This window comes from Saccharopolyspora sp. NPDC002376 (assembly GCF_053593195.1).
The window spans coordinates 149521-170048 of record NZ_JBSFBZ010000006.1 but is presented as its reverse complement, the minus strand read 5'-3'; the positions used below and the strand labels follow the sequence as shown (position 1 = coordinate 170048).

Sequence of the window (20528 nt, the reverse complement as noted above, 5' to 3'; positions counted from 1 at the left end):
ACCGAGTCCACAGCGGACGTAGTTCGTCATGACGGGATCCCCACGGCCATCAGGGCGGCGATCACCACGATGCCGCCGAAGAGCATGGACAGGGCGTAGGACCGGACGAATCCGGTCTGCCAGCGGCGAAGTCGGTTGGAGGTGAAGCCCAGGATTCCGGCGATGCCGTTGACCGCGCCGTCCACGCCCTTGGTGTCCACCGTGACCAGTCCGCGCGCCAGGCCGAACGCCGGACGCACCGCGACGGCGTTGTTCAGCGCGTTGCCGCCGAGGTCGGCGCGGGCCGCGCGCACCAGCGGCGACACCCGCATCGGGCGTTCCACCGGCACCGGCTTGCGCCCGACCACCAGCCACGCGATCAGCACGCCGAGCGCGGAGATGACCACGGTCAGGATCGGGATCAGCGCGTGCGGGATGGCGCTGTACCCGGATTCCTGGAGTTCGCCCAGCGACGGCGTCAGCCAGCCGACCAGCCGGTCGCCACCGGCGAAGAACATGCCCGCCGCCACCGAACCGACGGCCAGCACGATCATCGGCGCGGTCATCACCGTCGGCGACTCGTGCGGGTGGAAGTCCTGGCCGTTGCTGGCCTTCAGGTTCTTCCAGCGCTTCTCGCCGAAGAACGTCATGAGCACCAGGCGGGTCATGTAGAACGCGGTGATGCCCGCGCCCAGCAGCGCCGCGCCGCCGAACACCCAGCCGCGCCAGCCCTCCTGGCCGAACGCCGCCTCGATGATGGCGTCCTTCGAGTAGAAACCGGACAGGAACGGGAAACCGATCAGCGCGAGGTAGCCGAGCCCGAAGGTGGCGAAGGTGATCGGCATGTACCGGGCGAGGCCGCCGAACTTGCGCATGTCGACCTCGTCGTTCATGCCGTGCATCACCGAACCGGCGCCGAGGAACAGCCCGGCCTTGAAGAAGCCGTGGGTGAGCAGGTGCATGATGCCCAGCGCGTACCCGGCCGGGCCGAGCCCGACGGCCAGCATCATGTAGCCGATCTGGCTGACCGTGGAGTACGCCAGGACCTTCTTGATGTCGTCGTAGGCGCAACCGATGACGCACCCGACCAGCAGCGTCACCGCACCGACGATGGTGACGGCCAACTGCCCGCCCGGTGAGAGCGAGAACAGCGGGTTGGCGCGGGCGATCAGGTACACACCCGCGGTGACCATCGTCGCGGCGTGGATGAGCGCCGAAACCGGTGTGGGGCCTTCCATCGCGTCCGGCAACCACGCCTGCAGCGGAACCTGACCGGACTTACCGCAGGCGCCCAGCAACAACAGCAGCGTGATGGCCAGCAGCACGCCCGGCGAGAGCTCACCAGCGCGGGCGAAGACCTCGGTGTACTGCGTGGTTCCCAAGTTCGCGAACAGCAGGAAGATCGCCAGCGCCAGGCCGACGTCGCCGACCCGGTTCATCACGAACGCCTTGGTCGCCGCCGCGGCCGCCGACGGGCGACCCTGCCAGAAGCCGATCAGCAGGTAGGAAGCGAGACCGACGCCCTCCCAGCCCAGGTACAGCGTCACGAAGCTGTTGCCCAGCACCAGGATCAGCATCGCTGCGACGAACAGGTTCAGGTAGGCGAAGAACCGGCGCCGCTCGGTGTTGTCCCGGCCGGTGCGGCCTTCCTGGTCGTGCGCCATGTAGCCGATCGAGTAGATGTGGATCAGCGATCCGACACCGGTGATCAGCAGCACGAACACCATCGACAGCGGATCCATCCGGAGCCCGAAGTCGACCTGCAGCTCGTTGACCGGGATCCAGGAGAACATGTGCAGTTCCCGGATCTGCCCGCTCGCCGACATCCCGGCGACGGAGGAGAACAGCAGGAGGCCGTAGACGAAGGACGCGAGCACCGTGGCAGTACCGAGAACGTGCCCCCACCCGTTGGCCCGGCGCCCGGCGACCAGCAGGACCAGCGCGCCCAGCGCGGGGAAGGCGACCAGCAGCCAAGCGCTCTCCTGGATCGCGCCGGCCGCGCTGGTCACGTCCGGGTTGGTCCCGGCGAGGAAGGCCCCGGTAGTCATCATTGCCGTCACCACGCGCCCTCTCAGTACTTCAGCAGGTTGGCGTCATCGACCGAAGCCGAGCGACGCGTCCGGAAGATCGACATGATGATGGCCAGGCCGACCACCACCTCGGCCGCCGCGACCACCATCACGAAGAAGGCCATGACCTGCCCGTGGACCGAGCCCTCGATGCGGGCGAAGGTCACCAACGTCAGGTTGACCGCGTTGAGCATCAGCTCGATGCACATGAACACCACGATCGCGTTGCGCCGCACCAGGACGCCGACCGCGCCGATGGTGAACAGCAGCGCCGACAGCAGCAGGTAGTACGTGGGGGTCACTGCCGGACCTCCTCGGATGGGGCGTGCTCGGACTCGTGGCCGTTGTTCGACCCGTTGCTGTTGGTGGGCGGCTCCGCCGCTTGCTGCTCGGGCACCTCGGGCGACACCTCGTGGTGCCCGGCGGTCAGCGCGTGCGGGTCGGGCCCGGCGGTTTCTCCCGCAACAGCCCGGCGTTCTTCGCCGAGCCGGTCGGCGGGCAGGTTCTCCAGCAGTTCGGACAGCGACTCCGGCGCCACCGAACCGTCCGGCAGCAGCGCGGGGACGGCCACCGAGTTCGTGGTGGCGTACACGCCGGGGCCGGGCAGCGGCGACGGGCGGGAGCCGCGGAAGCGGGCGTTGGCGCGCTCCTTCTGGCTCAGCTTCGGGCTGCGTCCCTTGCCGCCGTAGGCCAGCACCATCGCACCGACCGCGGCGGTGATCAGCAGCGCCGAGGTCAGCTCGAACGGGAACAGGTACTCGGTGAAGATCAGCCGACCGAGGCCACCCGCACCGCCGCCCTGCGGCGTCCACGGGTTCAGCGGCGCGGCGACCGGCACGTCGGTGAGCGCCCGAGCCAGCCCGGACACCAGCAGCGCGGCTAGGCCGATGCCGCCGATGCCGGCCCACAACCGTTGTCCGCGAAGGACTTCCACCACGGAGTCGGAGGAGTCGCGGCCGACCATCATCAGCACGAACAGGAACAGCATCATGATCGCGCCGGTGTAGACGATGATCTGCGTGAACCCGAGGAACTGAGCGCTCTGCGCCATGTAGAGCACGCCGAGGCACAGCATCGTCAGCACCAGGAACAGCGCGGAGTGCACCGCGTTGCGCGCGAAGACCATGCCCAACGCGCCGACCAGCGCCAGCGGCCCCAAGATCCAGAAGGCCGCCGTCTCACCGGCACCGATGGTGGCTCCCTGCGCCTGCGCCAGGAACTGCGCCGTTTCGAGGGTCATCTCCCGGCCTCCTCGTGCCCGGACTCGACCGTTTCCTCGGAAGAAACATCCACGCGCTGACTGCTTTGATGGCTCGACCCTGCAAGCAGGTCTCGCGCCAACTCGGGACCGCGGACGTAGTAGTCCTGCTCGTTCTCGCCCAGCCGCATCGGGTGCGGAGGCTGTTCCATGCCGGGCAGCAGCGGCGCCAGCATGTCTTCCTTGGTGTAGATCAGGTCCTGGCGGTTGTCGTCCGCGGTTTCGTACTCGTTGGTCATCGTCAGCGCCCGCGTCGGGCACGCCTCGATGCACAACCCGCAACCGATGCAGCGCAGGTAGTTGATCTGGTAGTCCTTGCCGTAGCGCTCACCGGGCGAGTAGCGCTCTTCCTCGGTGTTGTTCCCGCCCTCCACGAAGATCGCGTCGGCCGGGCACGCCCAAGCGCACAGCTCGCAGCCCACGCACTTCTCCAGCCCGTCCGGATGCCGGTTGAGCTGGTGGCGGCCGTGGAACCGGGGCGCCGGGATCTTCTTGACCTCCGGGTACTCCTCGGTGGCGACCTTCTTGAACATCGTCGAGAAGGTGACGCCGAAGCCCTTGATCGGATCAAACATTCCCATGCGGCGCCTCCTCGCCCTCCGCGCGCTCGACCTCGCCCGCGGCACCGTTGCGCACCGGGGTGCGGCGTGGCGGGGCCTCGGGGACCTGCAGGTCGAGCGGCGGGATCGGGTAACCGCTGCCCGACAGCGGCACTTCGTCGGTGTCCTTGGCCGGACGGCGGTCCGGGATCAGGAACGTGGCCACCAGCAGCACCGCGATCACGACGGCGCCGCCGATGAGGAACTGCTGCGTGGTGACCGCTTCGTCGTTGCGCACCGCGCGGATCACCGTCACCGCGATGATCCACAGCAGGCTGCAGGGCACCAACACCTTCCAGCCCAGGTTCATGAACTGGTCGTAGCGAAGGCGGGGCAGCGTGCCGCGCAGCCAGATGAAGAAGAACAGGAACGCCAGCGTCTTGCCGAGGAACCACAGCACCGGCCACCAACCGGTGTTGAGCACCCCGTCGCCGATCATCGACAGCGGCCACGGTGCGTGCCAGCCGCCGAGGAACAGCGTGGTCGCCAGCGCCGAGACGGTGACCATGTTGATGTACTCGGCGAGGAAGAACAGCGCGAACTTCAGCGACGAGTACTCGGTGTGGAAGCCACCGACCAGCTCGGACTCGGCTTCCGGAAGGTCGAACGGGGCGCGGTTGGTCTCACCGACCATCGCGACCACGTAGACCACGAAGCTGAACGGCAGCAGCAGCGCGAACCAGCCGTTGGTCTGCGCGTCGACGATGCCCGAGGTGGACAGCGTCCCCGAGTACATGATCACCGCGACGAACGACAGGCCCATCGCGATCTCGTAGGAGATCACCTGCGCCGCCGAGCGCAGCGAACCGAGCAGCGGGTACGGCGACCCGGACGCCCAACCGGCCAGCACGATGCCGTACACGCCGACGGACGCGCAGGCCAGCACCACCAGCAGGCCGACCGGCAGGTCCACCAGCTGCAGGGCGGTGCGCTCGCCGAAGATGGTCACCTCGGGGCCGATCGGGATCACCGAGAACGACACCAGCGCGGGCGTCGCCGAGATCACCGGGGCCAGGAAGTAGATCCACTTGTCGGCCAGGACCGGGCGGATGTCCTCCTTGAACGCCAGCTTCAGACCGTCGGCCAGCGACTGCAGGATGCCGAACGGGCCAGCCCGGTTCGGGCCGGGCCGGTTCTGCATCCGGCCGATCACCCGGCGCTCCGCCCAGATCGTCAGCAGCGTCATGACGACCAGGAAGACGAAGATCGCCACGACCTTCAGCAGGATCAACCAGAGCGGGTCGTCGGCGAGCAGTTCCGCGGTTGGAGTCATGCTCTCCCCCCGTTGAGGTGGGTGGTGCCGTGGCCGTTGCTGGCCGCGGGGGACATCGGCGAGGTGGCGGCGATGTCGACGAGAGCGCCGTGCCCGACGCCGAGTGCGCGGTGCACCTGCGACGTTCCGGAATCGCTGGGCAGCCACACCACGTCGTCGGGCATCTCGGCGAGTTGCACCGGCAGCACGATCGCGCCCTTGTCGGTGCGGACCTCGATGCGCTGCGCGTGGCCGAGTTCGATGCGCTGCGCGGTGCGCGGCGAGATCACCGCGACGGCGCTGCGCGCGGTGCCGGCCAAGCTCGGCTCTTCAGCCTGCAGCGAGCCGTTGTCCAGCAGCTGCCGCCAGGTTGCGAGCACCGCCTGCTCGGGTCCGGGGACCGGCGCGGTGGACGCCGGCACGTCCGGGGCGGGAAGTCTGGCACCGACGCTCGGACCGATCCGGTCGAGTTCAGCGCCCGCGGCGGCCGGGGTCTGGGTGAACAGGTCGGCGTCCATCTCCACCGCGAGGGTGTCCAGAACCCGGCAGTCCGGCAGCGCCCCGGTGCCCTCGATGGTGGTGCGGAACTCGCGGCGGCGGCCTTCCCAGTTCAGGTAGCTGCCGGACTTCTCGACGCTCGGCGCGATGGGCAGCACCACGTCGGCGTGCTCCGTGACCGCGCTGGGCCGCAGCTCCAGGCTGACCACGAAGTCCGCGCTGCGCAGGGCCTGCCCGGCCAGCGCCGGATCCGGCAGGTCGTTCGGGTCGACACCGCCGACGACAAGGCCGGACAGCTCCCCGGATGCTGCGGCGGTGAGGATGCCGGTGAGGTCGCGGCCGGCCGCTGCGGGCAGCCCCACGCCCCAAGCCTGTTCGAGCTCGGCGCGGGCCGCGGCGTCCGCGACCGGCCGACCACCTGGCAGCAGCGTCGGCAGCGCACCGGCCTCGATCGCTCCGCGCTCCCCCGCTCGACGCGGGATCCAGGCGAGGCGAGCTCCGGTCCGCTGCGCGGCGCGCAGGATTTCCGAGTACAGCCCGGGAATCTCCGCCGCGCGCTCACCGACGATCAGCACCGCGCCCGACTGCTGGAGGGATTCCTCCACTTCGGATGGAAGCGATCGCAGCGCGGCGGCCTCTCCGCCCGGGGTGCACGAGACCAGCTCGCCGGTCCGGACCGGGCCGCCGTTGTGCGTGATGACCGTGGTCTTCTCCACGCCCGGCGAGGCCCACTGCCCGAGGTGGAACACCTTCGTCTTGCCCTTGCGAGCGGCTTTGCGCAGCCGCAGGAAGACGATCGGCGACTCCTCCTCGGGTTCGAAGGCCACGCACAGCACCGCGGGCGCGGACTCCAGCTCCCGGTAGGTGACCCCGGTCCCCGGCGTCACACCGACCACAGTGGACCCGAGGAACTGCAGCTCCTCGTCGGAGTGCGGCCGCGCTCGGAAATCGATGTCGTTGGTGCGCAAGGCGATCCGCGCGAACTTCGAGTACGAGTAGGCGTCCTCGACGGTCAACCGACCACCGGGCAGCACGCCGACCCCGCGCGCATCGCGCGCATCGGTCAGACCCTTCGCCGCGGTCTGCAGCGCCTCGGTCCAGGAAGCCTCGCGGAGCGCGCCGTTCTCCCGGACCAGCGGGCGGGTGATGCGGTCAGCGGCGGTGGCGTAGCGGAAGGCGAACCGGCCCTTGTCGCAGATCCACTCCTCGTTGACCTCCGGGTCGTCCGCGGCCAGCCGGCGCATCACCTTGCCGCGCCGCCAGTCGTTGCGGATCTCGCAGCCCGACGCGCAGTGCTCGCACTGGCCCGGCGTGGACACCAGGTCGAACGGCCTCGACCGGAACCGGTAGGCCGCGCTGGTCAGCGCCCCGACCGGGCAGATCTGGATGGTGTTGCCGGAGAAGTAGGACTGGAACGGCTGCTGCTCGCCGATGCCGATCTGCTGCAGCGCCCCGCGCTCCAGCAGCTCGATGAACGGGTCGCCGGCGACCTGCTTGGAGAACCGGGTGCAGCGCTGGCACAGCACGCAGCGCTCGCGGTCCAGCAGCACCTGCGAGGAGATCGGCACCGGCTTGGCGAAGGTCCGCTTGGTGTCGTGGAAGCGGGATTCGGCCCGGCCGTGCTTGAGCGCCTGGTTCTGCAGCGGGCACTCGCCGCCCTTGTCGCAGACCGGGCAGTCCAGCGGGTGGTTGATCAGCAGCAGCTCCATCACGCCCTGCTGCGCCTTGTCCGCCACCGGCGAGGTCTGCTGCGTCTTGACCACCATGCCGTCGGCGACGGTCATCGTGCAGGAGGCCTGCGGCTTGGGCATCGGGCGCCCGCCCATCTCCACCTCGACCAGGCACTGCCGACACGCCCCCGCGGGGTCCAGCAGCGGGTGGTCGCAGAAGCGCGGGATGGTGATGCCCATCCGCTCGGCGGTGCGGATCAGCAGCTCGCCCTTGGGCGCCTCGACCTCGATCCCGTCGATGGTCAGGCGGACGTAGCCCTCCGGCACCGGGCGGGCTTCTGACTCTGGCGCCATCGTCATCGGGCCGCTCCTACCAGTTCCTGCTGACCGGTCTTGTTCTTCTCGCACAGCGCGAGGAACTCCTCGCGGAAGTACTTGATGCCGCTGACGATCGGGCTCACCGCGCCGTCGCCGAGGGCGCAGAACGAGCGGCCGAAGATGTTGTCGCAGACGTCCAGGAGGGTGTCGATGTCCTCCTCGGTGCCGTGCCCCTCGACCATCCGCTCCAGCACCTGCGCCAGCCAGTAGGTGCCTTCGCGGCAGGGCGTGCACTTGCCGCAGGACTCGTGCTCGTAGAACTGCGTCCACTTCATCACGGCCCACGGCACGGACACGGTTTCGTTGAACACCATCACCGCGGTGGTGCCCAGCATCGACCCGGATTCGGCCGCGCCCTCGAAGTCCAGCGGCACGTCCAGGTGCTCGGCGGTGAACATCGGCGTCGACGAGCCGCCCGGCGTCCAGAACTTCAGCGGGACGCCGTCCTTCATGCCGCCCGCCAGCTCCAGCAGCTCTCGCAGCGTGGTGCCCAGCGGCGCCTCGTACTGGCCCGGCCGCTCCACGTACCCGGAGATCGAGTAGATCTTCGGGCCCGGCGACTTCTCGCTGCCCATCGTGCGGAACCACTCGGCGCCGCCGTTGACGATGTAGGGCACGGTCGCGATGGTCTCGACGTTGTTCACCGTGGTCGGGCAGGCGTAAAGCCCGGCGGCGGCGGGGAACGGCGGCTTGAGCCGCGGCTGCCCGCGCTTGCCCTCCAGCGAGTCCAGCAGCGCGGTCTCCTCGCCGCAGATGTAGGCGCCGGCGCCGGCGTGCACCACGATGTCCAGGTCGAACCCGGAGTCCAGGATGTTCTTGCCCAGGTAGCCGGCCTGATAGGCCTCGCGCACCGCGTTGTTCAGCCGCCGGATCGGGTGCAGCGCCTCACCGCGCACGTAGATCATGCAGTGGTTGGCGCGCATCGCGTAGCTGGCGATGATGCAACCCTCGATCAGCGAGTGCGGGTCGGCCATCATCAGCGGGATGTCCTTGCAGGTCCCCGGTTCGCCCTCGTCGGCGTTGATCACCAGGTAGTGCGGCTTGGTCGGTTCCTTCGGCATGAAGCTCCACTTCACGCCGGCCGGGAACCCGGCCCCGCCGCGACCGCGCAACCCGGCCGACTTGACCAGTTCGACGAGCTGGTCGGGAGTGCCCTTGAGAGCCTTGCGCAGCGCGGTGTAGCCCTCGAGCTGCTCGTAGGTGTGCAGGGTCCAGGAGTTCGGCGACAGCCACCGCTTGGTCAGGACCGGTGTCACCGGGCTGATGCTTGGTTGCGTCATTGCACCCTCACTTCTTCTCCGGCACCGGCGGCAGTTCCACGTCGTCGGGCATGCTCGGCGCGGTCCAGCCGCGCTCGTTGGCCAGCTGCGCGCCGCGCACCGTCTCGACCGCCGCGGACGGACCGGCCACAGTGGACTCGAGGTCGTCGAAGAAGCCGGCGAGCTGACGCTCCGCACCCCGGAAGTCCGACAGCGCCGGACCGCGCGTCGGCGCCGGTTTTTCCCCTCGCTGCAAGGACTTCACCATGTCCAGCGCTTGCTCGGGCGTCTGGTTGTCGAAGTACTCGTAGTTCACCTGGATCACCGGCGCGAGGTCGCAGGCCGCCAAGCACTCGGCGTGTTCGAGGGTGATCGAGCCCTCCTCGCCCGGCGTGCCGGCGGTCTCGTCGTGCCCGACGCCCAAGTGCTCGCCGAGCTTCCGGTAGATCGCATCGCCGCCCAGCGCCGCGCACATCGTGTTGGTGCACACGCTGACCAGGTGCTGACCGCACGGCTTGCGCTTGTACATCGTGTAGAACGTCGCGACCGCGCTGACCTCCGCAGTGGACAGCGCCAGCTGGTCGGCGCAGAACTGGATCCCCGCCGCGCTGACGTGCCCCTGCACCGACTGCACGAGGTGCAGCATCGGCAGCAGCGCCGACCGGGACTCCGGGTAACGCGCGATGATCTGCTGCGCCTCGGAGTGCGTCTTCGCGTCGAACACCGACGTGTCCACGGCGTCCGCCGCTTCCTCCGTCGTGGTGAACTCGAACTGCTCGGTCATCGATCCACCCCGCCCATCACCGGGTCGATGGAGGCGACCGCCGCGATCACGTCGGCCACCAGTCCGCCTTCGCACATCGCGGGCATCGCCTGCAGGTTCACGAAACTGGGTTCCCGGACGTGCACCCGCATCGGCCGGGTGCCGCCGTCGGAGACCAGGTGCATGCCGAGCTCGCCGCGCGGCGACTCCACCGGCGAGTAGACCTGGCCCGGCGGGACGTCGAAGCCCTCGGTCACCAGCTTGAAGTGGTGGATCAGCGATTCCATCGACTGACCCATGATCTTGCGGACGTACTCCAGCGAGTTGCCCATGCCGTCCGGGCCGATGCTCAGCTTCGACGGCCAGGCGATCTTGGCGTCGGAGACCATGTGCGCGCCCGGTTCCATCTTGTCCACGCACTGCCGGATGATCTTCAGCGACTGGTGGATCTCCTCCAGCCGCAGCAGGTACCGGGCGTAGCAGTCGCCATCGGTGCTGGTCGGCACCTCGAACTCGTAGTCCTCGTAACCGCAGTACGGCTCGATCTTGCGCAGGTCCCAGGCCAGTCCGGCGGAGCGCAGCAGCGGACCGGTGATGCCCAGCTGCAGGCAGCCGTCCAGCGGCAGGTAGCCGACGTCCTTCAGGCGCTGCTTCCAGATCGGCTGGCCGGTGAACAGCTTGTCGTAGGACGGCAGCCGCGAGTCCATCACCTCGATGAACGACAGCACCTTCTGCTGCCAGCCCTCCGGCAGGTCCTGGGCGGTGCCGCCCGGCCGGATGAACGCGTGGTTCATCCGCAGGCCGGTGAGGAACTCCAGCAGGTGCAGGACCTCTTCGCGCTCCCGGAAGCCGAAGGTCATGCCGGTGGTCGCGCCGAGCTCCATCGCGCCGGTCGCCAGGAACACCAGGTGCGAGGAGATCCGGTTGAGCTCCATGAGCATCACCCGGAACGTCTGGGCCCGCGGCGGGGCCTCGATGCCCAGCAGCTTCTCGATCCCGAGGCAGTAGGCGGCCTCGTTGTACAGCGGCGCCAGGTAGTCCATCCGCGTCACGAAGGTGACGCCCTGGGTCCAAGTCCGGTACTCGGTGTTCTTCTCGATGCCGGTGTGCAGGTAGCCGATCACCGAGCGGGCCTTGGTGACGGTCTCGCCCTCCATCTCCAGCACCAGCCGGAGCACGCCGTGCGTCGACGGGTGCTGCGGGCCGAGGTTGATGATGACGCGATCCTCGCCGGAGGTCTCGTCGATGAACTCGTCCCAGTCCCCACCGGTGACGGTGTAGACCCGGCCCTCGGTGGTCTCCCTGGTCTCGGCGGCCTCGGGGTCGCCGAGCCCGGTACCGGCCAGTGATTCGGTACTCATCTCCAACACCTCTCCGCGGTGTCGCCGCCCTCCGGGAACGCGATTTCCGTTGGAATCGCGGAAAACCTGCGCGCCCCGGCCATCACGAGTACGACCTGCGCTGGTCGGGCGGCGGAATCTCGGCGCCCTTGTACTCCACCGGGATCCCGCCCAGCGGGTAGTCCTTGCGCTGCGGGTGGCCGTCCCAGTCGTCGGGCATCAGGATCCGGGTCAGCGCCGGGTGACCGTCGTAGACGATCCCGAACATGTCCCACGTCTCGCGCTCCTGGAAGTCCGCCGTCGGGTACACCGCGACGACGGACGGAACGTGCGGATCCTCCACGTCCACCGCGACTTCCACCCGGATCCGGCGCCGGTAGGTCATCGACGTCAGGTGGCAGACCGAGTGCAGCCGCTGCGGCACCTCCGGCCCGTAGTCCACGCCGGACACCGAGCTGCACAGCTCGAACCGCAGCGCGGGATCGTCGCGCAGCGTCCGGCAGACCTCGAGCAGGTGCTCGCGGCGCACGTAGAAGGTGATCTCGCCGCGGTCGACGGTCACCTGCTGCACGGTGTCCGCGGGCAACCCCTGCGCGCCGAGCGCGTCGAACAGCGCGTCCGCCACCTCGTCGAACCAGCCGCCGTAGGGGCGTTCCGCGGCCGACGGCACGTAGGCCGGCAACCGCAGCCCGCCGAAGCCCGAGGTGTCGCCCGAGCCGCGCACGCCGAACATGCCCTGGCGCGCCCGGCCGGCCACCGGACCGGACTGCCGGACCGGTTCCACCGCCCAGCTCTGCTTGGATTCGTTGTCAGCCAACCGAACTCACCTGCCCGCTTTGAGCTCGCGGGGCCGCTGCGGTGAATCCGCGAACGCCCCCGTCGACGGATCGGAGCCCAACTCCCGGCGCTGCGCGGCCTGCTGCCGCTCCGCGCGCCGCCGCTGCACCGCGTTCTTCGGCGCGTACCGCTCGGAGGACGGGATCATCGGCGTGCGCTCGCCGCTCTCCAGCTTCAGCTGCGCGCGCTTGGCGTTGATCGGCTCGTCCATGATCTTGGCGTGCAGCTTGAGGATCGCGTCCAGCAGCATCTCCGGCCGCGGCGGGCACCCCGGCAGGTACATATCCACCGGCACCACGTGGTCCACGCCCTGCACCACGGCGTAGTTGTTGAACATGCCGCCGCTGGAGGCGCACACCCCCATCGCCAGCACCCAGCGCGGCTCCGGCATCTGGTCGTAGATCTGCCGCAGCACCGGCGCCATCTTGTTGGTGACGCGACCGGCCACGATCATCAGGTCGGCCTGCCGCGGTGTCGCGGAGAACCGCTCCATGCCGAATCTCGCGATGTCGTAGCGGGAACCGCCGACCGTCATCATCTCGATGGCGCAGCAGGCCAGACCGAACGTGGCGGGCCACATCGAGGTCTTCCGCGTCCAGTTGACGAGCTTCTCCACGTTGGCCAACAGGATGCCGTTGGGCAACGACTGCTCCAGCCCCATCACCAACTCCTCTTCCGTCGGAGGGTGGTCACCTTGCTTGAAAGTCGCGAAACCTGGTGATACTTCACGGTTTTCCCGATCAGCTCACCGCGGTCGGTCACGTTCGGGGCGAAGCTGCTGCACGCGTTCACCGCAGCGCTGCTCGCCTTCCTGGTGCTGAGGCCGGTGCGCATCTTCGGTCGCCTCCGGTCAGTTCCAGTCCAGGCCGCCGCGGCGCCACACGTATATGTAGGCGAAACCGACGGTGGCGATGAACAGGACGATCTCGATCACGCCGAACAGGCCCAGGGCGTCCGCGGAGACCGCGAACGGGTAGAGGAAGACCATCTCGATGTCGAAGAGGATGAACAACATCGCGGTCAGGTAGTAGGCCACCGGCATCCGGCCGCCGCCGATCACCGGCTGCGGCGAAGGTTCGATACCGCACTCGTAGGCGTCGAGCTTGGCCTTGTTGTACCGGCGGGGGCCGACGAGGGGGGCGATCGTGACCGAGAACAACGCGAAGGCGAACGCCAACGCAAACAACAGCACGAGCGGGATGTAGGGATCGAGCATTCCGCTGCCCTCCTTCGGCGACCCCCGCCGAGACGAAGCTCACGTCTTCGGCGTCGGTGCGCACTCTATGCGGTCGACCGTATCGGATCCGTAGTGAGGCGAACCTAACTTTATGACCTCTCGCACACCTGCCGAGACATCTGACCAGATCTGTGCCATCAGGCGCTAGGGGTGAGACGAGTAGTGGTGCTGATCACACGGTCCATGGTGTCGCCGCCCTTCTCGTCGTGGAGATTTGCCAACAGCTTCAACACGAAACGCATCAACGTGGTCCTCGGTAGACCGTGCTTCGTGGCCGTCCGCATCACCACCGGATTGCCAATCAACTTGCTGAAGATGTTGCCCAGCCGGAAGTAACCGCCCATCGCCTGCTGCACGGCCATCGGGTACCGGCGCAACACCTGCTCCCTGGAGTAGCCGGCCGGACGGGCCAGCGCGTGCACCACGCATTCAGCCGCCAGCGCAGCGGATTCCATCGCGTAGGCGATGCCCTCGCCGTTGAACGGGTTGACCATCCCGCCCGCGTCGCCGACCAGCAGCAACCCGTTGCGGTAGTGCGGCGTCCGGTTGAAGCCCATCGGCAGCGCGGCACCGCCGATCCGCCCAGTCGCGTTCTCCTCGCGGAAGCCCCACTCCTCCGGGGTGCCGTCCAGCCAGGAGCGCAGCAGCTGGCGGTAGTCGGTCTTGCCGTAGGCCTTGGAGGTGGACAGGATGCCCAGCCCGACGTTCACCGTCCCGTCGCCCATGCCGAAGATCCAGCCGTAGCCCGGCATCAGCGTCGGCTCGCCCGGACCCGAGCGGTCCCACAGCTCCAGGTGGGATTCCAGGAAGTCGTCCTTGGTCCGCGGGCTGGTGTAGTAGCGCCGCACGGCCACGCCCATCGGGCGGTCCTCGCGCTTCTCGATGCCCACCGACAGCGCCAACCGCGCGGAGACCCCGTCGCAGGCCACCACCAGCGGCGCCCGGTAGGTGACCGGGGTGCGCTCCGGCCCGGCCTTGGCGGTGACGCCGGTGATCCGGCCGGTCTTCTCGTCGGTGACCGCGCCGGTCACGGTGGTCTGCTGGAGCAGCCGGGCCCCGGCCCGCTGGGCGTTGCGGGCGAGCAGGTCGTCGAAGTCGTTGCGGGGCCGCACCACCCCGTAGGGCGGGAAGCTGGCCAGGCTCGGCCAGTCGAGCTCGATCTGCACCCCGCCGCCGACCACGCGCAGGCCGCGGTTGTGCAGCCAGCCCGCTTCCTCGCGGGTGTCGATGCCGAGGTCGATGAGCTGCTTGACGCCTCGCGGGGTGATGCCGTCGCCGCAGACCTTCTCCCGCGGGAAGACGCTCTTCTCCAGAAGCAGGACGTCCAGGCCCGCCCGGGCCAGGTACGTCGCAGCCGTCGATCCGGCCGGCCCGGCACCGACGACGATCACTTCGGCGTCGTCGTCCGGTCGGCGGCGGCTGGTGGCGCTGGTCATGACACTCCTTGAGCTAGTGCATCGCGCGGTGCGGCCACCCCTCCCGGCTGACCGCACCGGGGAACCCGCTTGTGAACGAGTTCACTAACTCCGAGTTTATGCCGGACAAAGGCCGCGATCGACCCCCCGAACTACGCCACCCGAGTGACCAACACCCCAGGTGGTGGAGCCGAACTCGACCAACCGGGTGAGCTCGCACGCCAGCGCCGCACAGTTTCAATTGAAACTGCTATCCCCAGGCACGGTGATTCACAGTTTCAATTGAAACTGTGGTTCCCACGCACCGAGCGGGGGCGAGAAGAGTCCTGGTGACGAGCCTGGTCGTGAGTGCGAATACCGGTTGCAGCCGGTTTCAGCACTCACGACCTTCGCGGGTGTCAGGAGGGCTTGACGGCGCGGTGGATCGCTACGACTCCGCTGGTGAGGTTGCGCCAGGCGACGTTGGTCCAGCCGGACTCGGCGATCAGTTCCGCCAGTTCGCGCTGGTCGGGCCACTCGCGGATCGACTCGGCGAGGTAGACGTAGGCGTCCGGGTTGGACGAGACCGCGCGGGCGATCGACGGCAGCGCGCGCATCAGGTAGTTCATGTAGATCGTGCGGAACGGCTGCCAGGTCGGGGTGGAGAACTCGCAGATCACGAGGCGGCCGCCGGGGCGCACCACGCGCTGCATCTCCCTCAGACCGGCCGCGGTGTCGACCAGGTTGCGCAGGCCGAAGGAGATCGTCACCGCGTCGAAGGACTCGTCGGCGAAGGGCAGCCGCAGTGCATCCGCCGCGACCATCGGCACCCCTCGGTGCCGACCGACCGACAGCATGCCCATCGAGAAGTCCGCGGCGACGCACCACGCGCCGGACCGGGAGAACTCCTCGGTCGACACGCCGCTACCGGCCGCCAGGTCGAGCACGCGCTCGTCGCGCTTGGGCGACAACGCCCGCCTGGTGACCTCCCGCCACCGCCGGTCCTGCCCGAAGGACAGCACCGTGTTGGTCAGGTCGTACCTGCGCGCAACACCGTCGAACATCGCGGCGACTTCGCGAGGGTCCTTGTCCAAACCTGCCCGAGACACACCCGCAGCGTACGTGCCTGACCCCGCGTGTCGACCACCACGCCCCGGTCAGGCTGCCATTCGCCGCTCGCCCGCGGTGACCGCGTCGTAGTGCCCGATCAGCTGCTGGCACAGCGCGGGCCAGGTCCTCCCTTGGACCGCTTCGCGCGCAGCCGCGCTGAACTGCCGCCGTCGGTCGGCATCGCGCAGCGCGGTCACCGCCTCCCGCAGCGCCTCCGCGTGGACGTCGACGTCGTGGGCCGGGAGCAGGTAGCCGGTGCGACCGTGGTCGACCAGGTCGCGCGGCCCGCCCGCGTCCGGGGCGACGACCGGGACGCCCGAGGCCATCGCCTCCTGCACCGCCTGGCAGAACGTCTCGTGCGGGCCGGTGTGCACGAACACGTCGAGGCTCGCGTAGATCCGAGCCAGGTCGTCCCCGGTCCGCTGGCCGAGGAACACCGCGTCCGGCACCGCATCGGCCAGCCGCTCGCGGTCCGGCCCATCACCCACGACGACCACCCGCACGCCGCGCATCTCGCCCAGTGCCGCCAACCGCTCGATGCGCTTCTCCGGGGCCAGCCGGCCGACGTAACCGACCAGGAGCTCGCCGTCCGCGACGAGCTCCTGGCGCCAAGCCGAATCCCGGTGCTGCGGCGAGAAGCGCACCGTGTCCACACCCCTTCCCCACCGGTGCACGCGCGGAATCCCGTGCTGCTGCAACGTTTCCACGGCCCACGTCGACGGCGCCAACGTCCGGTCGGCCGCGCCGTGCAGACGCCGGATCCAGCGCCACGCGGCCCGCGCGGTCAGCCCCAACCCGTACGACTCGGCGAAACCCGCGACGTCGGTCTGGTACACCGCGACCGTCGGCACCCCCAACCGCCGCGCCGCCGCCAAACCTCGCGCGCCCACCACGAACGGCGATGCGAGGTGGACGACGTCCGGCTGGAAGTCCTGCAGCCCGCGCAGCAAGCGCCGCGTCGGGAAGCCGATCGGCAACGACGACACCACCGGCAGGTCCACCGCGGGCAGGCGGATCACCGGGAACCCCGCGTACTCCTCCGGGCCGGCGCCGGGCGCGATGACCAGCGCCGAATCCCCTCGGCGGCGCAAGTGCTCCAGCACTCGCAGCACCGAGTTCGTCACCCCGTTGATCTGCGGCAAGAAGCTCTCGGTCACGATCGCAATGCGCACGCGCATCACGGTCGCGCTCCGGGTCGGCGAGCAGTCGACCGGAACGTGACGGCACCGCCAACGGCAACCGAAGAAGTCGTTTCCGCGGCAGTCTTCTGTCTTCGAACGCGTTTTGCGTGGCGGTGCAGGTAGCGCGGACAGCGCGGTTCAACGGGGAAACGTTCTCCGTGGACACCACGGCGAGCCTGACACGGTGACGCGCAATCGTGATCTGCCTCTCCACCCCCGGTCACCTGGGCGTTGCGCGCCGGTCACCCGCCGCACGGAACCTGGGGCGGCATGACGGTCCTGCCAACCCCGCCCGCGCAGAGCGACCCAGCACTGGTCTCGCGAGCGTTCGAGGTCGCCGGGCGACTCGCCAACGACGCCGCCGACGTGATCATCGCGACCGCGGGGCGCGGGGCGCAGCCCGCCCCGACCGAGTCCCCGTTCGACTGGGTCACCGACACCGGCCGCACCCTCGAACGGCACACCCGGCGGGTGCTGGCCGACGAATTCCCCGGAATCCCGGTGTTCGGCGAGGAATTCGACGCGGCACCGACCACCATCGCCGAGCACTGGGCAGCCCGCGCCGGCACGGCCAAGTTCCGCTGGTCGGTCGATCCGGTCGACGGCACCGCCAACTACGTCGCCGGACTGCCCTGGTGCACCTACAGCCTCGCGATGCTCGACGAGCACGGCCCGGTCGTCGGAGTGGTGGCCGACCCGTACCGCACGCAGATCTACGCCGCCGCCCGCGGCCGCGGCATGCGGGCGAACGGAACACCGGTGCGGCTGGGCGAACAACGCGAAACGCGCGGCGGCATCGTGTGCACCGAGCTGACCAAGAACGGCCCGTGGCGGGGCATGGACCGGTTCATCACCAACGCGGCCAGCGCCCAGGTCGGCGTTCGGCTGCTGGGATCCCCAGCGCTGGCGATCACCCAGGTCGCGCTGGGCCACGCGGTAGCCGCGGTGCTCGACTCCTACCAGGAGTGGGACGTCGCCGGAGCTCTCGCACTGGCCACCGAAGCTGGCGCCACGGTCCTGGACCGACGAGGCGAACCGAACCCCTTACCGCTGGACGGACTCCTGGTCACCGCCCCCGGAGCCGCCGCCGACGTGCACGACTGGTGGCACCAAGCAGTCACCCACGGCTGAAATCGCCGCCCGGAACGCCCCGAGGAACCCGGGTCTGAATGACAGCGGTGCGAAGCGCCACCTCGGGGGGCGGCGGTCGGGCGAAGGGCTGGCCCAATTTCGCGAGAAATTGACCGTCACCCGGATGACGAGGTTGGGGTCCGGCCGAAAATGGGGTTGTGGCGGGGTTTTCGTCTTTCAGGCTGCGGGGAGGAGGGTTCGGGCTGGGGTGGAGTCCGGTTTCGGACCGAAGACCGCGGACATCGGGCGCAGGAGTGGGAACTGGTCTCGCAGCACCACGACCTGTTGGTGGACTCGGTTCAAGTCGGGGTCGGCGACGTGCTCGACGACGGTCTCCAGGACGTGGTCGGCGACCATGCCGAAGCGGACCGCGGCATCCTCCAACTGACCTCGTACGCGGAGCAGGACCTCTTCGTCGGATCCTGTGCGCGTCAGGCCTCGCCCCAGCTCAGCGAGTGCGCGGACGTTCGGCAATTCGGCGTCCATGCGGCGGACCACCACGTGCAGCCGCTGCCTCGCCTGGGCCGAGGACACCGCCTCGACGGCCCGCGCTGCCCGGTGCACCGCCTGCTCGCAGCGGTGGACGTCGTGCAGCCAGCGGCCCTGCGGTTGAACCTGGACGAGCTGCGCTTGGACGGGCTGCACCGGCGCGGGTTGCTGGGGCAGCGGAGTGGGCGCGGTCCGGCGTCTTCCGGTGCCGGCCGCCAGCACCACTCCGGCCCCGCATGCACCCGCGACCAGTGCGATCAGCACTTGCACCCAGAATCCGTCCACGTCCAGTTGTCCTTCCACTCGGCCGCGAGCAGCCGTCGAAACCGGTGTTCGCGCCCGCGGATTCCGGTCCGACGTGATGTTCCGGACCGAGGTTCCCGAGCGTCTCCGATCAACTCTGCTCCGTTCCCCCGCGGAGTGCTTGGGGAAAAGTACTCAATCTGACCGGTCGCCCTGCCTGCGTAGCCGAGCAGAGCCGGAAGCGTCCCAAATTTAGGGAAACTTGGGACACCCGGTCAGCCGGATCGGGCCAGGTACTGCAGATCGGCCACCAGGAACTCGAACCCCCCGGTGTGCGCGCCGTCGCGGCCGCCGGGGCGGACGAACTCGCCGAAGTCGGCCGGTTCGGGACGTTGGAGCCGGGCCACCGAGAAGACCTCGTCGAGCACATCGCTCACGTCGTTGCGCACCTTCGCCGGGTCGACCGCACATCCGAGATCCGCCAGCCAGGCCTCCACCGGATGCGGGACGAACAGCTCAGCGGTCAACGGCCACACCCGCTGGAACCCGGCCGCGATGCGCCGCGCCGAGTTCGCGTTGCCGTCGCCGAACCGGATCACCCACTGGGCCGCGTGATCGCGATGCCGAGCGATCCGGTTCAGCGAGCCCGCCGCCAGGGACGCCAGCACAGCGTCGGTGCTGCCCGCCAACCGCTCGAACACCGCGCGCCGCCAGGCCGTGAACAGCAGGAGCCGGGCCATCGTGGCGGGGAAGTCGCCGCCGGGCCCGGGGCCGCAGTCGATCTCGACGAGGCGGACGTTGCGGAAGTCCTCGGCCGCGCGGAAGTAGGCCAGGCGGTCTTCGTCCCGTCCCGCTCCCTCGACCTCACCGGCCCGGTGCAGCAGGATCCGCGCCTGCTCCAGCAGGTCCAGCGCGATCCCGGTGAGCGCTGCGGACTCCTCGAGCTCCAGCGCGCGGACTCCCCACTCGGTCAACCGGTGCGCGAGGACCAGCGCGTCGTCACCCAACATCGCGCAGTACTGGGAGAGGTCCGAGGCGAGCACTCCCCCGGGCACTGAACGATCCACAGTGGACATCGATGGCGCGCCGAGCACCCACTGCTGCACATCCGCTGCACCCGCGCGCGATTCCCGGATGTTCATCATGGCGACCTCGCAGGCCGGGGCCGACTCTCAGCGTCGGGGACGATCTACATCGGTCGTCCGACGGGCTGTCGACGGGCGCGTCCAGTGTCACACCACCCGACCGGGTTAGGGAAGCCCGTTCAGCGGTTCGCCGAGCGGCGGAACAGCCAGTACAGCGGCAGCAGCACCGCCCACAGCACGGCCAACATGCTGCCCACCGGCAGCAGCGAAAGCGTCGCGTTGCGCCCGGCCACCCGGACCAGGTCGGGGTTCCGCGAGTCGAACTCCACCCGCACCAGCTGCCCGGTCTGCAGGTCGGCCGGGTACAGGACGCCGTTCGGCGGGATGTAGACGCGGCCCTCGTCGGTGTTGAAGCGCACCACGGTCCGCACCAGCGAGGTGTCGACGACCTCCGCGACCGCCTCGCCCTGGGACTCCTCGATGGTCCGGTCGTTGATGAAGCAGGCGACGACGATGGACAACCCCATCGCGGTCATCAGCACGCCGAAGATCAGGACGCCGCGCGCGGCACGCCTCCAGCCCTTGCGGCGCGCCGGTCGCGCAACCGGTCGGTCACCTTCCGTGCTGGATCCGGTCACCGAGTCGGCCGCGTTCGGTGCCACCGCGTCGCTCGCCACGGTGACCGATTGTAAGCGCGTCGCCCTCGCGTCCCCGCGCGGCTTCGGTGTCGTCCACCTCATCGAGCCCTCGGTGTCG

General features: G+C 69.3%; 19 protein-coding genes. 1 reads left to right on the top strand and 18 read right to left on the bottom strand.

Annotated elements, in window-relative coordinates:
* Positions 1 to 26: 26 nt before the first annotated feature.
* The 15 genes from nuoL to ACWCO2_RS07225 all read right to left on the bottom strand — a co-directional run bounded on the left by nuoL (position 27) and on the right by ACWCO2_RS07225 (position 16821).
* Positions 27 to 2030 (bottom strand): NADH-quinone oxidoreductase subunit L, encoded by a 2004-nt coding sequence (nuoL, locus tag ACWCO2_RS07295; RefSeq protein ID WP_450126834.1) that lies wholly within the window; start codon positions 2028 to 2030, stop codon positions 27 to 29.
* 20 nt (positions 2031 to 2050) lie between these two features.
* Positions 2051 to 2350, bottom strand: coding sequence for an NADH-quinone oxidoreductase subunit NuoK (gene nuoK, locus ACWCO2_RS07290; RefSeq protein ID WP_093155324.1), 300 nt, complete (start codon positions 2348 to 2350; stop codon positions 2051 to 2053).
* A complete protein-coding gene (locus ACWCO2_RS07285) occupies positions 2347 to 3288 on the bottom strand; it encodes an NADH-quinone oxidoreductase subunit J (RefSeq protein WP_450126833.1) in 942 nt (313 codons plus the stop codon). Before ACWCO2_RS07285 ends, nuoK begins: the two co-directional genes overlap by 4 nt.
* Positions 3285 to 3887, bottom strand: a complete 603-nt coding sequence (nuoI, locus tag ACWCO2_RS07280) for an NADH-quinone oxidoreductase subunit NuoI (RefSeq protein ID WP_450126832.1) — start codon at positions 3885 to 3887, stop codon at positions 3285 to 3287. Before nuoI ends, ACWCO2_RS07285 begins: the two co-directional genes overlap by 4 nt.
* Complete coding sequence (gene nuoH / locus ACWCO2_RS07275; protein ID WP_450126831.1) at positions 3874 to 5178, bottom strand: NADH-quinone oxidoreductase subunit NuoH; 1305 nt, start codon at positions 5176 to 5178, stop codon at positions 3874 to 3876. The genes nuoI and nuoH overlap by 14 nt, the downstream gene beginning before the upstream one ends.
* Positions 5175 to 7685, bottom strand: coding sequence for an NADH-quinone oxidoreductase subunit G (locus ACWCO2_RS07270; protein WP_450126830.1), 2511 nt, complete (start codon positions 7683 to 7685; stop codon positions 5175 to 5177). Before ACWCO2_RS07270 ends, nuoH begins: the two co-directional genes overlap by 4 nt.
* Complete coding sequence (nuoF, locus tag ACWCO2_RS07265; protein ID WP_450126829.1) at positions 7682 to 8983, bottom strand: NADH-quinone oxidoreductase subunit NuoF; 1302 nt, start codon at positions 8981 to 8983, stop codon at positions 7682 to 7684. Before nuoF ends, ACWCO2_RS07270 begins: the two co-directional genes overlap by 4 nt.
* A gap of 7 nt (positions 8984 to 8990) precedes the next feature.
* Positions 8991 to 9746, bottom strand: a complete 756-nt coding sequence (gene nuoE, locus ACWCO2_RS07260; RefSeq protein WP_450126828.1) for an NADH-quinone oxidoreductase subunit NuoE — start codon at positions 9744 to 9746, stop codon at positions 8991 to 8993.
* The gene (locus ACWCO2_RS07255) at positions 9743 to 11086 is read right to left on the bottom strand and encodes an NADH-quinone oxidoreductase subunit D (RefSeq protein WP_450126827.1); all 1344 of its coding nucleotides are present in this window, start codon (positions 11084 to 11086) and stop codon (positions 9743 to 9745) included. The genes nuoE and ACWCO2_RS07255 overlap by 4 nt, the downstream gene beginning before the upstream one ends.
* 82 nt (positions 11087 to 11168) lie before the next feature.
* Entirely contained in the window at positions 11169 to 11882 is a 714-nt protein-coding gene (locus ACWCO2_RS07250; protein WP_450126826.1) for an NADH-quinone oxidoreductase subunit C, read from the bottom strand.
* A 6-nt stretch (positions 11883 to 11888) separates the two neighbouring features.
* Complete coding sequence (locus ACWCO2_RS07245) at positions 11889 to 12563, bottom strand: NuoB/complex I 20 kDa subunit family protein (RefSeq protein ID WP_450126825.1); 675 nt, start codon at positions 12561 to 12563, stop codon at positions 11889 to 11891.
* A 189-nt stretch (positions 12564 to 12752) separates the two neighbouring features.
* On the bottom strand, positions 12753 to 13118 hold the full coding sequence (locus ACWCO2_RS07240) for an NADH-quinone oxidoreductase subunit A (RefSeq protein WP_270953813.1): 366 nt from the start codon (positions 13116 to 13118) through the stop codon (positions 12753 to 12755).
* Positions 13119 to 13276: 158 nt separating this feature from the next.
* Positions 13277 to 14575 (bottom strand): geranylgeranyl reductase family protein, encoded by a 1299-nt coding sequence (locus tag ACWCO2_RS07235; RefSeq protein ID WP_450126824.1) that lies wholly within the window; start codon positions 14573 to 14575, stop codon positions 13277 to 13279.
* 377 nt (positions 14576 to 14952) lie between these two features.
* Complete coding sequence (locus tag ACWCO2_RS07230; protein WP_450126823.1) at positions 14953 to 15642, bottom strand: demethylmenaquinone methyltransferase; 690 nt, start codon at positions 15640 to 15642, stop codon at positions 14953 to 14955.
* A gap of 48 nt (positions 15643 to 15690) precedes the next feature.
* On the bottom strand, positions 15691 to 16821 hold the full coding sequence (locus ACWCO2_RS07225; protein WP_450126822.1) for a glycosyltransferase family 4 protein: 1131 nt from the start codon (positions 16819 to 16821) through the stop codon (positions 15691 to 15693).
* 273 nt (positions 16822 to 17094) lie between these two features.
* On the opposite strand from ACWCO2_RS07225, the gene ACWCO2_RS07220 reads away from it, so the two are divergent.
* Positions 17095 to 17955, top strand: a complete 861-nt coding sequence (locus ACWCO2_RS07220) for an inositol monophosphatase family protein (RefSeq protein WP_450126821.1) — start codon at positions 17095 to 17097, stop codon at positions 17953 to 17955.
* Positions 17956 to 18132: 177 nt separating this feature from the next.
* On the opposite strand, the gene ACWCO2_RS07215 is transcribed toward ACWCO2_RS07220, so the two are convergent.
* From ACWCO2_RS07215 to ACWCO2_RS07205, 3 genes are all read right to left on the bottom strand, one after another.
* On the bottom strand, positions 18133 to 18729 hold the full coding sequence (locus ACWCO2_RS07215) for a hypothetical protein (protein WP_450126820.1): 597 nt from the start codon (positions 18727 to 18729) through the stop codon (positions 18133 to 18135).
* A gap of 233 nt (positions 18730 to 18962) precedes the next feature.
* Complete coding sequence (paaC, locus tag ACWCO2_RS07210) at positions 18963 to 19829, bottom strand: 1,2-phenylacetyl-CoA epoxidase subunit PaaC (RefSeq protein ID WP_450126819.1); 867 nt, start codon at positions 19827 to 19829, stop codon at positions 18963 to 18965.
* Between the two features lie 122 nt (positions 19830 to 19951).
* On the bottom strand, positions 19952 to 20449 hold the full coding sequence (locus ACWCO2_RS07205) for a DUF3592 domain-containing protein (protein ID WP_450126818.1): 498 nt from the start codon (positions 20447 to 20449) through the stop codon (positions 19952 to 19954).
* Positions 20450 to 20528: the final 79 nt, after the last annotated feature.